The organism is Nitrospina sp. 32_T5 (assembly GCF_052156635.1).
Classification (GTDB): Bacteria; Nitrospinota; Nitrospinia; order Nitrospinales; family Nitrospinaceae; genus Nitrospina.
This window is the reverse complement of record NZ_JBQKUO010000001.1, coordinates 113,781-128,121: the sequence shown is the minus strand read 5'-3', so window position 1 is coordinate 128,121 and position 14,341 is coordinate 113,781. Positions and strand designations below refer to the sequence as shown.

Genomic DNA, 14,341 nt, shown 5'->3' with positions numbered 1-14,341 from the left:
GTTGGGCGCCCTTAACCGGGCTCGTCCTCTTCTTAGCGCCGCTCCCCTTATCCTTCGGCTCTTCCGACCTCGCGAGATTCGAGCCACCCCGGCAAATCCGCGAGGGGAGTTATTCCTTTAAGAATTCGTTTCGAGAAAGGAAGGCGCTGAATGGTTTCATCATCCGTCAAATCCGGTTCCAGGTTTCTTCTGAAGCTCTGCGCGGTCGTTTCCATGCTGTACGCGCCAGGCGCGGCTTTTGCCGAATCCCCCCCACCCGAAAACATGGTGCTGGTAAATGCAAGCGGTTTTGTCCGCGGCATGGATGCCGACAAGGCCCGTCTCCTGAAAGAAGGTTCGGGTTCGACCGCCGCCACACCCATGTCGAAAGAAGCGTTTGGGGATGAAGGGCCGGCGCGCATGATTTACCTCGATTCCTATTACATCGATATCTTCGAGGTGTCCAACGCACAGTACACCGAATTCATCATGGCCACGGATTACCCGGCTCCGGCTTACTGGGATCACCATGAACTGAACAAACCCAATTACCCGGTGACCGGCGTGAACTGGTTCGACGCCAACGCGTATTGCCACTGGGCCAACAAACGTTTGCCGACCGAGGCGGAGTGGGAAAAGGCCGCCCGCGGTCCGGCGGGTTTCCTCTATCCCTGGGGCAACGCACTCGATTACAGCAAGGCCAATTTCGCCCGAGGCAAAAGGGGCGAAACGTACATCACCCAGCCGGTGGACTCGCATCCGGAGGGTAAAAGTTATTACGGCGCGTACAACATGGCGGGAAACGTTTTCGAATGGGTGCAGGACTGGTACGACCCCAACTACTACAAGACTTCCCAAAAAGTGAGAAACCCGAAAGGTCCCGACTTTGATCCGATCCAGGGCACTGCAGGCAATTTGCCTCCTGGTCAGGCCGTGGGCACCGGTAAAAAGAAAGTCATCCGCGGCGGCTCCTGGTTTGCTCCGGCGCAAAGCATCACCACCACACATCGTTTCTGGAACGACCCGATGAACAATTCCTACGGCGTGGGCCTGGGTTTCCGTTGCGCCCGTGACTTTGAGGAAGAGCCCGCAATGGAATCGCGTATGCATTACATGGATGCTCTGATCCATCTGGGAGCGGAAAAATTCCAACGGGCGCATGAAGCGATTCGAAAAGCCTTGAAACTGGAGCCGGATAACCAGGAATACCTGAGTCTCCAGAAAATGATTGCGAACAGATTGTGAAGGGGGGCGTTGCCATGAATAGAAATGGGATGCTCACGATACTGGTCATCGGTTCCCTGCTGGTTCTGGGTCGGGGAGACGTGCAGGCGGAGAATGTACCTGAGACGGGAATCTGCCCGCAGGTCAGAAAGACCCTCTCTGCGCCGGGAGAGTTTTTGAAAAGAAAAAACCCCCTTCGTAAAGAACCGCGCCACCTGAAGCGAGGCAAGGTACTGGCGTTGATCAAAGCGAAACCCCTTGCCTGCAAGCAGTGTCACGGAATGAAGGGGAATGGAATGGGCGCCATGGCCCCGAACATGGATCCGAAACCACGCAACTTCACCTGCAGAATGACAATGGATACCATTTCCGACGGGCAGTTGTTCTGGATCATCAAGAACGGGTCGAAAGGCACGTCGATGCCTGCTTATTCGCACCTGTCGGATGAAAGAATCTGGCAAATAATCCATTACATTCGTTCACTTTCGGTTGAAAAAAATGAGGTGCCGGAATGAATCCATCCTATTTAAAAGGGGGCACCATGGAACCGAGTGAAAAAATATTATGGGTTGTGATTTTGATGGTCGGGTTGATGGCATGGGTTATGGGCCCAAGCAGGGCTTTTCCCGCTGACACCGTCCAGGTGGCACAGGCTAAAGAGGTGGAAGTGGAAGATGACGTTGAATCGTGGGAAGGGTTTCGCGGATTCAGCCCGCGGGTTCCTTATGGACAGGGACCGGATTCCGGCCAGGTTAGACAAGAGGGCACCTTGTCCATGCCGCAGGTGGAGGGAGTGCATTCCGAAACCAGCCAGTCGAAAAAAGAACCGGATTTGAAAGAAAAAGAAAAACCAGCGAATACGGACGAGGTCGAACCATGGGAAGGGTTTCGGGGATGGAGTCCCCGGGTGCCCTACGGAGAATGAAATTAAAAGTAAGCTGGAGGGTGCGGGTCATGAACAATTCAATTGTGCCAATGATTTTGTTACTTGGATGTGCGCTGACCCTGGCGTCTTGCGGTCCCGCAAAGGATTATCAGGCCTATCGGGACCAGACCGGGCAGGGAGAGCAGGTGTTTGACCGGCATTTCGAGCTTTGTTATCAGATGGCGTATCAAAAACCAAAACCGATTGAGGGGAGCTCCGGTGCGGGCCAGCGGCTTATCTGGAAAGGCGAAGAGTTTCATCGGTGCATGCTCGACCACAACTGGGTTCTGAAATGAATCGGAACAAGCCAACCTCGAAAAAAATGCAGGAGGTGGGTATGGATAAGAAAAGAAACGCAATGATTGGAATGTTGATGTGGTTGTGGCTCGGAGGAAACAGCGTCACCGGGGCATGGGCTTTTTCACCCGTTGACGGGTATCTTTTGGGATACAAGGCTTACCTGCGTCACGATTTCAATTCAGCTTTTCAGCATTGGATGCCCCTGGCGTGGGCCGGAAACGCCGATGCCCAGTATCAGCTTGGGATTCTTTATCTCAATGGCCAGGGCGTGCCCCTTGATACAAAGAAAGCGGCGAAGTGGTTTCTTGCCAGTGCTCTGCAGGGAGACGTCGGTGCGCAGTATTTTCTGGCAGAGCTGTATCGTAAAGGGCTGGGAGTGGACCGCGACCTGGAAATCGCCGCCGCCTGGTACCGGAAAGCCGCGGAGCAGGATTACCCCGACGCCCAGTACCGCCTGGGAACCTGGTATGCGGACGTCACCCACGATGCCGCCGATCCGGTTCAAGCGTATGTCTGGCTGGCGCTTGCCGCCCGCAACGGCATCCAGCCGGTCGGTGTGGATGTTCTGGGCCTTCTGTTCAATTTGAGCGAGGATGAACTTTTGCTTGCAAAGCAAAGCGTCCAGGACTGGGTGAATCGGTTCGAATCGCGTTACTAATATTGCGCAAGGGCGGGAGGATCATGAACATTTTCATCCTGGACCGGGATTTCGACCGATGCGCCCGGTATCACTGCGATCGGCACGTAGGGAAGATGATCCTCGAGTCCGCCCAGATGCTGAGCACCGCCCTTCGGGTGAATGGGGTGTTCCTCGGTTACCGGGTCGTCCATCTCAACCATCCCTGCACTCTCTGGACCCGTGCATCGCTTGCGAACTGGCGCTGGCTGCGTCAGCTGGCGGAAGCCCTGAACCGGGAGTACCGTTTCCGTTTCGACAAGAAGACCAATCATCGTTCGTGGGACCTCATTGCATCGTTGCCCCTGCCCCCGATTGCCGATGTCGGTCTCACCCCGTTTGCCCAGGCCATGCCGGACAGTTATAAACATAAGAATGCTGTTAAGGCGTACAGAAACTTTTACTGTGCGGAAAAACGCAATCTTTTTAAATGGACCCGGAGAACTCCGCCTGAATGGATTCAAACCAGCCTTCCATTGGAACCCACGTCGATGAAGGTGGGGACGCTTTAAAACCACCGGTACGAAAATCAGATTTGCAAAGAGGGAAGGTTGATGGAGGATGGATTTGTGGGATCATCCGGGTAACTTCTCACCTTAATTTAGGTGGGAGTTGAGTGCCCGAAAATGTGGAGTGATGATTGCTAATTCCTTCCTCAAAATCAATCAATTGGTTTAAACTTTAGACATTATTGGGTCTGGGGGGAAAACATGGGGGGCAGTCGAGAAAGCATACTGGTGGTCGGGGGTACGGGTTACGTAGGCAGTCGACTGGTCCCGCGCCTGTGTGAGAAAAACCATTCCATTCGCTGCCTCACCCGGTCCCGGGTCGAGAAAAAGAAATCCTCCTTCCACGACGTGGAACTGGTCCGGGGCGACCTCCTCCAACCCGCCACCCTGCCGAAAGCGTTGGAAGGCATCGAAATCGCCTTCTATCTGGCGCACAGTCTGGACGAAAAAACAGACTTTGAGGAAAAAGAGCGGCGTGCCGCGGAGAACTTTGGAGCCGCTGCCAAAAAAGCGGGGGTGAAGCGCATCATTTACCTGGGCGGCCTGGCTCGCGGCGAAGGCAACAGCCTGTCCCCGCATCTGCGTTCCCGCAAAGCCGTAGGGGACACGCTTCGCGCGTCCGGAGTTCAGGTCATCGAGTTTCAGGCGTCCATCGTGCTGGGCCGGGGCAGTTTATCGTTTGAAATGATCCGGGCCTTGTCGGAACGTCTGCCCATCATGATCATGCCTCGCTGGGTCCGGGTGAAAGCCCAGCCCATATGCATCTGCGACCTGGTCCTGTATCTGGTGCAGGCGGTGGACCTGCCCACACAAGAAAACGAGATTTTCCAGATCGGGGGTGCCGATCAGGTGTCTTACAAGGAGCTGATCGCCGAGTATTCGCGCCAGCGGAAACTGTGGCGCATGCTGATTCCGGTACCGGTGCTGACACCGTTCCTTTCCAGCCTGTGGCTGGCGCTGGTGACCCCGGTGTACGCCCGTGTCGGGCGCAAATTGATCGAAAGCATCAAAAGCCCGACGGTGGTTACCGATCTCCGCGCAGAGACGGTATTCCCCGATATCAAGCCGATGGGCATGGTCGCGTCCATCGAATATGCCCTCCGTGAAATCGAGTTGTTCGGTCCGGTGTAAGAAACGTCCTCAATCCGTGAAGAACACGTCCAGCGTCTGGCGTGCGTTGCCGCGGATGGGTTCGCCGTCACCGAGCAGAAGATCCTCGAAATCGTAATTCAACAGCACCTTCAAACCTTCCTTGGCTTTCGTGATGTCGTCGAATTTGTCCGGCGGCAGTTGATTGACCTCACCCGGTACCTTGCCGATCAGCGCGTCGCCGACAAACAACCATTTCTTTTCCTTTTGCAGGAGGGCGCACTCGCCCGGGGATTTCTGGTTCTGCAGGTGAATCACCTGCAGGCCGCAGGGCAGGGTGTCGCCATTCCTGAAGGTGGCGTCGGGTGAAAATTCCAACAGGGGCTTGTCCTGTTCATGGATGTGGATGGGCACTTGAAAGACGCCCTTCAGCCGCTGGCTGGCACGGTCGTGGTGCACATTGGTGAGAAGGATGGCTTTCAACGGATTGTTTCCGGCGCGGGCGACGGTGTCCTTCAGCGCGTGCAGGCCGTCGGTATCCAGTTCCGGCGGATCGATCAGCACGGCCTCGCCGCCACAGGCCAGGTAGTAGCCGTTGAAATTGAGTTGTTTTTCATCTGAAAACTCGGACCAGCGGTACAGGCCCGGAGCCAGTTCTTGCAATGCGGACATGTTGCCCTCCTCCTGGTATGCGATTTCGCCCGAAAAATTCCCATCTCTCTTTAGAGCGGCGGATTATAAACATTGTGGTGGTTCGGGCACCTGTACTAGACTTGTTTCTGTCAGGCGTATTGTAGAACGAATTGTTGTTTTCTCCCAACCCGCAAACTTCTTGCCCCATCCCAGGGCTGAAGGCGGGACGTTATATAAGGAATCGATTGTTATGAGCGAAAATCAGGAAAGCCCTGCACCGGAGTCCGCCAATCAGCGGCACATCCTGCGCTTCAAAGCCGCCACCGGCTTCACCGTGGTGCTGGAGTTTGGAAGCCTGGAGGTAATGAAGAAGAACCAGGAAAAAATAGAAGAAGCCGGGTTGACCTGCGATCACCTGAAACAATTCACCACGCAGTTCGACCAGGCCGATCTTTACATGGACATGCGCAGTCCGGAATGCCAGGTGCAGTTCGACCTCGACGACTGGATTTGAAATTAGCCCCGGTCCCCTCTTTGTTTCAGGTCAACATTCAGTATCCCACCGCCCCCGCACCGGGCCGGCGCGGGTCGGCCGCTCCAAAGAACAATTTTCCCTTGTGCATGACCGTCTGTGTGGAGCCGATGGTGTTGGTCACACGTACGTCGTGGCCCATGCTTTTCAGGATGTCGATGGTGTCCTGGCTCATTCCCTTTTCCACGCGAAGCCTGTCAGGCACCCATTGGTGATGGATGCGCGGCGTGTTGGTGGCCGCCGCAATGTTCATGCCGAAGTCCATCACGTTGATCAGCACCTGGAGTGTTGCCGTGGTCAGGCGCGGCCCGCCGGGACTGCCTGTCGCCATGAGCGGTTTGCCGTTTTTGAACACGATGGTCGGACACATGGAACTGAGCGGTTTCTTGCCGGGCTGGACGGAATTGGCATCCCCGCCCAGGAGGCCGTAAGCGTTCTTTGCCCCGACCTTGGCGGAGAAGTCGTCCATTTCATTGTTGAGCAGGATGCCGGTGCCCGGCACCACGATGCCGGAGCCGAAGCTGAAGTTCAGCGTGTACGTGTTGGCCACCACGTTGCCCGCTTCGTCCATCACGGAGAAGTGCGTGGTCTCGTCGCTTTCCTTGTTCATGAATTCGCCCGGCTTCACTTTCCCGGACGGCGTGGCGTGTTCGGTGTCGATGTCCCGGCTCAGTTTGGCGGCGTATTCCTTGGAAATGAGTGTTTTCACCGGGACCGGCCAGTAATCGGCATCACCCATGTACTGGCTTCGGTCGGCGAACGAGCGGCGCATGGCCTCGGCGATCAGGTGCAGGGTCTGCGCGGTGTTGGAACCGTATTCCTGCAGGGGGTAGTGTTCGAGGATATTGAGGATCTGGATGATCTGGATGCCCCCCGCACTGGGCGGGGGCATGCTGGCGATTTCGAACCCGCGGTAGGTTCCGCGAACGGGTTCGCGCATGACGGGGCTGTAATTTTTTAAATCTTCCAGGGTGATGATGCCGCCGTTCGCCTGCATGTCCGCCACGATTTTCTGTGCGATCTCCCCTTCATAAAAAGCGGAAGGCCCCTGCTCCGCGATGAGCTTCAGGGAATGCGCGAGGTCCGCAAACACGATCTTCTCTCCGAGCTTGTACATCGAACCGTCGGGTTTGAAAAACATCTTGCGCGTGGCCTCGAACGCTTTCAGCCGTTTCTTTCCCTTGGTGATGGTGAAGACGTGGTCGTAGTTGATGAAGATGCCGCGGTCGGCGAGCTTGATGGCGGGTGCGACGAGGTCCTTCCACGGAAGTGAACCGTATTTTTGATGCGCCATCCAGAGGCCTGCCACCGTGCCGGGAATACCGGCGGAAAGGTGGTGTGCTTCCAGCAGGCGGCGGTTCACCGTGCCGTCCGGGTTCAGGTACATGTCGGAGTGGGCCTGGGCCGGGGCTTTTTCCCGGTAATCGATGATGACCGTCTCCCCGGTTTTGGCGAGGTGCACCATCATGAACCCGCCGCCGCCGATGTTCCCGGCGCGCGGAAGGGTGACCGCGAGCGCGAACCCAATGGCGATGGCCGCGTCCACTGCGTTGCCGCCTTTCTTCAGAATTTCCACTCCGATGGCACTCGCGGTTTTTTCCTGGCTGACCACCATGCCGCGGTGGCCCACTTCCGGGTGAAACCGGTCGCGCTGGGAATAGATGTTTTTCAACTGCGCTTCGGTGGAGAGAGGAAGCGCGAGTACCAACAGTCCTGCTAAAAGGGTGCAAGTGAATCTGGCAAGTCGCATAAGGCTGGGCTCCCGAGTTGGGGTTTCCGCTGAATCGAAATTCTCGCCAATGATTTTACCGCAACCCGGCTGGCCCGGTGGAAACACTTTCAATAATCGGAAAAATGATTAAAATGGAAAGAACTTGGCCAATGAATGAAGACGGGAGCAGGCGTGGTCACAGCAGAAGACATCATGGCGTCGAAAATTTTGATTGTGGACGACGAATTGACGAACGTCCAGCTATTGGAAAAAGTTCTCCAGCATGAAGGTTACGCCAATTTTCAATCCATCACCGATCCCCGCAAGGCCATCCCCAAATATCAGTCGTTCCAGCCGGACCTGGTCCTCCTCGATCTGAACATGCCGGATATCGACGGCTTCGAGATCATGGAGCAGTTGAAGGAAATCGAAAAGGAATCGTATCTTCCGGTTCTGGTGCTGACCGCACAGGCCGACCTCAACACCCGCCTCCGGGCGCTTCGCATGGGCGCTCGCGACTATGTGAACAAGCCGTTTGATATTTCCGAGATCTGTTCGCGCATCCGCAACATTCTGGAGGTGCGCCGGCTCCACAATCAGATTCGCAAACAGAACGAGATTCTGGAAGAAAAGGTGCGGGAACGGACGGCGGCGATGATCGCCTACCACCAGCAACTGATGCACGTGGAAAAGCTTTCCGCCGTAGGCAAGCTGGCCGCTTCCATAGCCCACGAGATCAACAACCCCTTGCTTGGGGTGCGCAATATTCTGGAACAGATTCAGGACGGGACGCAACTCAATGAAGATTTGAAAAGCCTGGCCGACCTGGCCGTGCGGGAGACGACGCGGGTGATGGATCTGGCTACGCGACTCAAGCAGTTTTATCGTCCTTCCACGGGGAAGTCCGTACCGCTGGACTTGCACCATGTTTTCGATGACATGATGGCCCTTGCCATGAAAAAATTTCAGTCGAAAAAAATCAAGGTCGTCAAGCAGTATGCTGACGAGTTGCCTCCGGTGCTGGGTGTGGAGGACCAGGTCAAGCAGGTGGCGTTGAACCTCCTGCAGAATGCCGAAGAAGCCATTCATCAGGAGAACGGCACCATCCACATCAGCACCGCAACCGACGGCAAACACGTCACGGTTGAAATCGAAGACACGGGTTGCGGCATTGAGAAAGACGCCATCCCGAAAATTTTCGAGCCGTTTTACACCACCAAGTCCGAGGTGAAGGGGACCGGACTGGGTCTTTCGGTCAGTTACGGCATCGTGCAGAAGCATGGAGGAACCATCGAGTGCGACAGCACGCCGGGGCAGGGGACCCGGTTCACGCTCAAGTTCCCCGTATCCCAGAACCGTCCGGTTGCCGAGAATAACGAGGAACCGGGTTGAGTGATTCCGGAGATTTTTGAAGCTTTATGGAAACGGTCAACAAGATCCTGATTGTGGATGATGAGGAAATCGTTCGTCGCGCCTACTCACATCAGTTGAACCAACGTGGATTTGAAGTCGAAGCCCGGGATTCCGCCGAAAAGGCGTTGAGCCTGTTGTCCCCGGCCTGGCCGGGAATCGTCATCACCGACATGATGATGCCCGGCATGAACGGGCTGGACCTGCTGGCGGCGATTCGTGAAATGGATGCGGATCTTCCCGTGGTGTTGATGACCGGCCAGGGGGACGTTCCGATGGCGGTGAAGGCCATCCAGGACGGAGCTTACGACTTTCTCGAAAAACCGTTCGAAACGGACCGTTTCATGGACGTGCTTCACCGGGCGCTGGAGAAACGGCGGCTGGTGATGGAAGTCCGCGAATTGAGAGCTTCCCGCGAAGGCAGTCGCGGCAAGGCTCAGATCATCGGCAAATCTCCCGCGATTGAAAAATTGAAACAAACCGTGGAGAACATCGCGGACTGCGATGTGGACGTGCTCCTGCTGGGTGAAACCGGAGCGGGCAAAGACCTCGTTGCCCGTTGTCTTCACGATCAGAGCAAGCGCGCCGGCAATCACTTTGTCGCCATCAACTGCGGCGCCATCCCGGAAGCCATTATAGAAAGCGAACTGTTCGGACACGAGGCGGGATCGTTCACCGGTGCGAGCAAGCGGCGCGTGGGCAAATTCGAGCACGCCCAGGGCGGCACGGTTTTTCTGGATGAAATCGAGAGCATGCCTCTGCACCTGCAGGTCAAGCTGTTGCACGTCCTGCAGGACCGTTACATCCTGCGTGTGGGGTCCAACGATCCGGTCAACGTGGACGTGCGGGTGATTGCCGCCACCAAGGAAGACCTGAAGCAGGCGTACGCGGAAAACAAGTTCCGCAAGGATCTGTATTACCGGTTGAACGTGGTGCAGATCGAACTGCCCGCTCTCCGTGACCGCAAGGAAGACATCCCCGTCCTGTTCCAGCATTTTGTTCTGGAAGCCTGTGCCCGTTACAATATACAGGCCCCTGCGCCGTCCAAGGAAACGATCCAGCGCCTGTTGAGCCGGCAGTGGGAGGGCAATGTGCGTGAGTTGCGCAACGAGGCGGAAAAATTCGTGCTCGGCCTCAATCTCGACCTCGAATCGTCGCTGTTGTCTTCCGACGATCTCCCCGACCCCAACCCGGACAGGCTCAATTTGACGTTTAAGGAGCAGGTTGCAAATTTTGAACGGAACCTGATTGAACAGGAACTGGTCCGGCAGAAGGGAGACCTCAAAAAAGCGCAGGAGGTCCTGCAGATTCCGAAACAAACGCTGTATGACAAAATTAAAACCTTCGGTTTGAACCGAAAAGACTATCAGTAACCCCCCCCCCCGAACCCTTTCTCCTGTCCGCATTCGTGCGCCCCGGTAAAAACGTCCGTCTCCTGTCCGACGTGGTCCGAAATCCAGAAAAAAACCCGGAATTCGTGAAGCGAACCCCCTGAACGGTATCCGGTTTGGGACCCCTCCCTCCCTGTAACTATAAGTAATATATAGGCTTGTTTTCCATTGTGTCCGGTGGCATGCAATTTGCTGTATCAGGATAAGTGGAGTTGGACCCGTCTTTCCTTACTCCTCCCAAAAATATAAAGGAAACCAAAATGAATTCCTTGCAAGCGAACGGCACCTTGGAAGTGACAGGCGAATTCCTGAGAGATGTGTTGGAGGCCAGTTATCAGGGTGTGGTCTGCACCAATGCCACGGGAATGGTGGTTTGGGCAAACAGCCGGGCGGGGGAAATGCTGGGGTTCCATCACGAACCGATAGACCACCCTTTGATGGATGAATTCATGGAACCCGGGCACCTGAGTGCGTATCACGATGCATTGAACCGGCAGGTTAAAACGAAGGTTCCTTCGAGGACCCTGCATCTGAAAATGGTGGGTCCCGGAGGGAAGGTTTTTGATGCTGAAATCGGGTTGCGGGCCATGACACATGAAGGTGTTCTCATGGTGGTGCATACGATTCTCCCAAGGGAACCAAAACAATCCAGTTCACACGCCGGGCAAAACGATTTCATTGCCGGCGAAAAGCAGTTTGAAATGTTGATGGACCAGGTGCAACGCCATCTTCCCGGACCGGTCGGGGAGATGGTGGCTCTCAGTTACCAGGCACTGAGAAATTTTGAAAAAAATAGAGACCGGGAGGGGATGGCCAAAGTGCAGGAACTGGAGCGGACGGCGGGTGACCTGACGCGGCTTTTGACCGAGATGGGCTTGAACGAAGCATTGGTACCCAATTCCGGACCGCTCCGGATGAGGGTCGCTTTGGATCAGGTGGTCTCGCGGGTGGCGGTGGAGTTTTCCGATTTACTGCAATCTCCTCCCAATCGGCTGGAGGTGGGTTACCTGCCGGTGGTGGAGGGGGACCCGGAAAAATTCTACCTGCTGTTCCGGCATTTGATTGCCAACGCGGTGGCTTTTCGCAAAAAGCAATGCCCGGTGGCGATCACTGTGGACAGTTTTCAGGGAGGAAACGGGGTGTGGCACATTCTGGTGAAAGACAACGGGATCGGATTCGACAACAAGGATTCGGACCGCATCTTTGAACCGTTCGTGCAACTGGGTCCGGCGGGGGAACGCCTGGGCTCGGGTCTGGGTTTGACCGTATGTCAGCGCATCGTGACGGAAATGGGGGGGAAGATTTCCGCGCTGGCGGAAAAGGGGGAGGGCACGACCGTGATCCTCACCTTTCCCGGTCAGGCCGGGGCAAACGAGGGTGCCGGATTTTGACAACACGCTCCGGACCTTTATCAGGGGTGAGGTAACCTGCTATGATTCGATAGTTGTAATTGACTGCATGCTTTGTCATATCCGAAAATATTATTCGGATTTTCGAATTTAATTGTGAAAAGGGAGTTTGGTAAAAGAAGAAACTGGGCAGGGGATAGGTTTCGGATTAATATAAGCGGAATTTCATGCGAGAATAATATCAGGGGTCTGCGGTAGAGATTTTCATGGGTTCCGCTTAAACTGAGTAAAACTACAAGGATACGTGGCCTGTTATGTTGACCGAAGACGATATTCTCGACGGCAAGATTTTGATAGTGGACGATGAGGTGTCTAACGTGAAGCTGTTGGAGCAAATGCTCCATCAGAGGGGATACAGTTCCATCAACGTATGCACGGACCCCCACGAGGGTTTGAAGAAATACCAGGAATGGGGTCCGGACCTTGTTTTGCTGGACCTGAACATGCCGGGGATGGATGGTTTTCAGTTTTTGAAGGAAATCCAGGTTTACGAGCGTGAGGTCAATCCCCCTCCGATATTGATCCTCACGGCCAATAACAGCAACGACATCCGGGTCAGGGCGCTTCTCGCCGGGGCGATGGATTTCATCACCAAGCCGTTCAATGTGATCGAGGCGCTGGCCCGGATCAAGAACATGCTGGACGTTCGGCTGCTGCATAACCAGGTTCGCCAGCAGAACCAGGTTCTCGACCAGAAAATTCAGGAACGGACCCAACAGCTGGTTGACACCCGTCTGGAGGTGATCCAGCGGCTCGGCCGCGCGGCGGAGTACCGGGACAATGAAACCGGCATGCACGTCATTCGCATGAGCAAGTTTTCTGCGCTGCTGGCGGAGTCCATCGGCATGACGGAGGAAGAATGCGACCTGATCCTGAATGCGAGCCCCATGCACGACATCGGCAAAATCGGCATACCCGACCGCATTCTGCTGAAACCGGGGCGGCTCACACCGGAAGAATGGGAAGTGATGAAAACCCACACCACAATCGGTGCGGAAATTCTTTCCGGGTCCAGTTCGGAAATGATGAAGATGGCAGAGAGCATCGCTCTCACGCATCACGAGAAATGGGACGGGTCAGGCTATCCATCAGGGACGAAGGAGGAAGAAATTCCTGTGGAAGGCCGGATCGTCGCCATTGCCGATGTGTTCGACGCCCTCACTTCCGACCGGCCTTACAAAAAAGCCTGGACGGTGGAGGAGGCCGTTGAGGAATTGGATAAATGCGCCGGGCAGCATTTCGACCCCCACCTGGTTGAAAAATTCAAAAACATTTTGCCGGAAGTCAAAGAAATCAAAAACCAATATGTGGACACGCCGGACCAGTTTCCGGATCTGGAAAAGTTCCTCACCAACTCGTAAGTTCAATCGGCGGGCCGGTTGGTGAATGTTTGTGGGTTTTTGGCGATGGCCCGGAAAATCTCCTTCCCGGACTGAAGGTGAAGCAGGGGCCCGTTTTGTGTGCGATTCGCTTGTGGAAGTGGATGGTTCACGGTGTTCGATCCAGTTCTTTCCAGGAGTGGAGATGGAAGGTGGGATGAAAAGTCATTTCGGAATGAACATTCTCATTGTGGATGACATTCCCTCCAACATCGATATCCTGAGGGGAATGTTGGAGAAGGAAGATTACGTCATTTTCGCCACTTCCGCCGGAAACCGCGTGCCTGAAATCCTTTCCCGTTCTCTACCCGATCTCATTCTGCTGGATGCACATCTTGAAGGGACAGACAGCTTCGAGCTGAGCAGGCAGCTGAAATCCAACCCCGTCACTGCGGACATCCCCATTATTTTTCTGCTGGGCCAGACCAGCATTGAGGAAATTGATAATTGTTATCTGTCGGGCGGTGCCGATTACATAACCAAACCCTTTCGGCAGGACGAGGTGTTGGCCCGTGCCCAGAATCAATTGCGAATCCAGCAGCTTCAGCGTGAAAAAAAGCTGTTGATCAAGGAAATGTCTCAAAAGCTCGGTGCCAAGAGAACACCGGGAGTCCTGGACCGGGATTTGCTGTTGGAACTGTACCGGTGGGAAGGCATCCGCTACCAACGGATTCAGGTGCCGTTCACTTTAATGATGGGACATGTTGATGAATGGCAGGAGAAATTTGCCCGAGAAAAGAAAGAGGACCTGGATCATCTGCTGTCTGACCTGGGTGAAAAGCTGAACAGCCACAGCCGAATCCTGGATGCCATCGGGCAATGGAATCCTCAACGGTTTTTAGTGTTGCTTCCGGGCACACGGCTGGAGGGAGCGGTGGTGGTGGCGCGCAAGTTCCAGACCATTCTGAAGAACTCCCTGTTTCGTATTGGATCGCAGGATATGGCGGTTTCCATGAGTTTTGGGATGTGTCAGTATCCGATTGGCACGTCCACCGAGTTGGAAGAGCGTCTCAAACAGGCTATAGAAAACACCGAACATCAGCTGGACCAGGCGGTACGGGGGGGGACGAACCAGATTTGCTTTGCTCCTGTGGAAAACGAATAAAGGTTGTTTCAGTCCAGGAAGCAATCGGCGGGCGCGAAGCGCCATCCCGTTTCTAGACGGGTTGAACTT

Annotated in this window: 15 protein-coding genes; 13 read left to right on the top strand and 2 right to left on the bottom strand. The window is 55.1% G+C overall.

All coding sequences use genetic code 11. The features are described from left to right. Positions 1–150 precede the first annotated feature (150 nt). From ACTRW9_RS00580 to ACTRW9_RS00550, 7 genes are all read left to right on the top strand, one after another. A complete protein-coding gene (locus tag ACTRW9_RS00580; RefSeq protein ID WP_442427907.1) occupies positions 151–1,224 on the top strand; it encodes a formylglycine-generating enzyme family protein in 1,074 nt (357 codons plus the stop codon). A gap of 14 nt (positions 1,225–1,238) precedes the next feature. Then, entirely contained in the window at positions 1,239–1,718 is a 480-nt protein-coding gene (locus ACTRW9_RS00575) for a c-type cytochrome (RefSeq protein ID WP_442427906.1), read from the top strand. A gap of 26 nt (positions 1,719–1,744) precedes the next feature. Continuing rightward, positions 1,745–2,128, top strand: coding sequence for a hypothetical protein (locus ACTRW9_RS00570; RefSeq protein ID WP_442427905.1), 384 nt, complete (start codon positions 1,745–1,747; stop codon positions 2,126–2,128). Further along, complete coding sequence (locus ACTRW9_RS00565; protein ID WP_442427904.1) at positions 2,125–2,424, top strand: hypothetical protein; 300 nt, start codon at positions 2,125–2,127, stop codon at positions 2,422–2,424. The genes ACTRW9_RS00570 and ACTRW9_RS00565 overlap by 4 nt, the downstream gene beginning before the upstream one ends. Before the next feature lie 41 nt (positions 2,425–2,465). Then, positions 2,466–3,086, top strand: a complete 621-nt coding sequence (locus tag ACTRW9_RS00560; protein WP_442427903.1) for a tetratricopeptide repeat protein — start codon at positions 2,466–2,468, stop codon at positions 3,084–3,086. 23 nt (positions 3,087–3,109) lie between these two features. Continuing rightward, positions 3,110–3,616, top strand: coding sequence for a pyrimidine dimer DNA glycosylase/endonuclease V (locus ACTRW9_RS00555; protein ID WP_442427902.1), 507 nt, complete (start codon positions 3,110–3,112; stop codon positions 3,614–3,616). A gap of 198 nt (positions 3,617–3,814) precedes the next feature. Next, positions 3,815–4,744: an NmrA family NAD(P)-binding protein gene (locus ACTRW9_RS00550; protein ID WP_442426448.1), complete on the top strand. Its 930-nt coding sequence runs from the start codon at positions 3,815–3,817 to the stop codon at positions 4,742–4,744. A 9-nt stretch (positions 4,745–4,753) separates the two neighbouring features. Here ACTRW9_RS00550 and ACTRW9_RS00545 read toward each other — a convergent pair whose 3' ends face one another. Continuing rightward, positions 4,754–5,374, bottom strand: coding sequence for an MBL fold metallo-hydrolase (locus tag ACTRW9_RS00545; protein ID WP_442427901.1), 621 nt, complete (start codon positions 5,372–5,374; stop codon positions 4,754–4,756). A gap of 211 nt (positions 5,375–5,585) precedes the next feature. Between ACTRW9_RS00545 and ACTRW9_RS00540 the strand changes: the two genes are divergently transcribed. Continuing rightward, complete coding sequence (locus ACTRW9_RS00540) at positions 5,586–5,849, top strand: hypothetical protein (protein WP_442427900.1); 264 nt, start codon at positions 5,586–5,588, stop codon at positions 5,847–5,849. Positions 5,850–5,886: 37 nt separating this feature from the next. On the opposite strand, the gene ggt is transcribed toward ACTRW9_RS00540, so the two are convergent. Then, positions 5,887–7,617 (bottom strand): gamma-glutamyltransferase, encoded by a 1,731-nt coding sequence (gene ggt, locus ACTRW9_RS00535; protein WP_442427899.1) that lies wholly within the window; start codon positions 7,615–7,617, stop codon positions 5,887–5,889. A gap of 135 nt (positions 7,618–7,752) precedes the next feature. Between ggt and ACTRW9_RS00530 the strand changes: the two genes are divergently transcribed. The 5 genes from ACTRW9_RS00530 (at position 7,753) to ACTRW9_RS00510 (ending at position 14,272) form a co-directional block, all read left to right on the top strand. Further along, positions 7,753–8,970, top strand: coding sequence for a hybrid sensor histidine kinase/response regulator (locus tag ACTRW9_RS00530; RefSeq protein ID WP_442427898.1), 1,218 nt, complete (start codon positions 7,753–7,755; stop codon positions 8,968–8,970). 26 nt (positions 8,971–8,996) lie between these two features. After that, on the top strand, positions 8,997–10,361 hold the full coding sequence (locus ACTRW9_RS00525; protein ID WP_442427897.1) for a sigma-54-dependent transcriptional regulator: 1,365 nt from the start codon (positions 8,997–8,999) through the stop codon (positions 10,359–10,361). A 278-nt stretch (positions 10,362–10,639) separates the two neighbouring features. Further along, the gene (locus tag ACTRW9_RS00520; RefSeq protein ID WP_442427896.1) at positions 10,640–11,770 is read left to right on the top strand and encodes an ATP-binding protein; all 1,131 of its coding nucleotides are present in this window, start codon (positions 10,640–10,642) and stop codon (positions 11,768–11,770) included. 272 nt (positions 11,771–12,042) lie between these two features. Beyond that, on the top strand, positions 12,043–13,149 hold the full coding sequence (locus ACTRW9_RS00515; protein ID WP_442427895.1) for an HD domain-containing phosphohydrolase: 1,107 nt from the start codon (positions 12,043–12,045) through the stop codon (positions 13,147–13,149). Positions 13,150–13,324: 175 nt separating this feature from the next. Next, a complete protein-coding gene (locus tag ACTRW9_RS00510) occupies positions 13,325–14,272 on the top strand; it encodes a GGDEF domain-containing response regulator (protein ID WP_442427894.1) in 948 nt (315 codons plus the stop codon). Positions 14,273–14,341: the final 69 nt, after the last annotated feature.

What these genes read in the sequence shown, in the direction of transcription:
- ACTRW9_RS00530 (WP_442427898.1), top strand. Translation starts at nt 7,753, where the DNA reads ATGAAGACGGGAGCAGGCGTGGTCACAGCAGAAGACATCATGGCGTCG.
- ACTRW9_RS00565 (WP_442427904.1), top strand. Translation starts at nt 2,125, where the DNA reads ATGAAATTAAAAGTAAGCTGGAGGGTGCGGGTCATGAACAATTCAATT.
- ACTRW9_RS00545 (WP_442427901.1), bottom strand. Translation starts at nt 5,374, where the DNA reads ATGTCCGCATTGCAAGAACTGGCTCCGGGCCTGTACCGCTGGTCCGAG.
- ACTRW9_RS00575 (WP_442427906.1), top strand. Translation starts at nt 1,239, where the DNA reads ATGAATAGAAATGGGATGCTCACGATACTGGTCATCGGTTCCCTGCTG.
- ACTRW9_RS00520 (WP_442427896.1), top strand. Translation starts at nt 10,640, where the DNA reads ATGAATTCCTTGCAAGCGAACGGCACCTTGGAAGTGACAGGCGAATTC.
- ACTRW9_RS00555 (WP_442427902.1), top strand. Translation starts at nt 3,110, where the DNA reads ATGAACATTTTCATCCTGGACCGGGATTTCGACCGATGCGCCCGGTAT.
- ACTRW9_RS00540 (WP_442427900.1), top strand. Translation starts at nt 5,586, where the DNA reads ATGAGCGAAAATCAGGAAAGCCCTGCACCGGAGTCCGCCAATCAGCGG.
- ACTRW9_RS00580 (WP_442427907.1), top strand. Translation starts at nt 151, where the DNA reads ATGGTTTCATCATCCGTCAAATCCGGTTCCAGGTTTCTTCTGAAGCTC.
- ACTRW9_RS00570 (WP_442427905.1), top strand. Translation starts at nt 1,745, where the DNA reads ATGGAACCGAGTGAAAAAATATTATGGGTTGTGATTTTGATGGTCGGG.
- ACTRW9_RS00515 (WP_442427895.1), top strand. Translation starts at nt 12,043, where the DNA reads ATGTTGACCGAAGACGATATTCTCGACGGCAAGATTTTGATAGTGGAC.
- ACTRW9_RS00550 (WP_442426448.1), top strand. Translation starts at nt 3,815, where the DNA reads ATGGGGGGCAGTCGAGAAAGCATACTGGTGGTCGGGGGTACGGGTTAC.
- ACTRW9_RS00525 (WP_442427897.1), top strand. Translation starts at nt 8,997, where the DNA reads ATGGAAACGGTCAACAAGATCCTGATTGTGGATGATGAGGAAATCGTT.
- ACTRW9_RS00560 (WP_442427903.1), top strand. Translation starts at nt 2,466, where the DNA reads ATGGATAAGAAAAGAAACGCAATGATTGGAATGTTGATGTGGTTGTGG.
- ACTRW9_RS00510 (WP_442427894.1), top strand. Translation starts at nt 13,325, where the DNA reads ATGAAAAGTCATTTCGGAATGAACATTCTCATTGTGGATGACATTCCC.
- ggt (WP_442427899.1), bottom strand. Translation starts at nt 7,617, where the DNA reads ATGCGACTTGCCAGATTCACTTGCACCCTTTTAGCAGGACTGTTGGTA.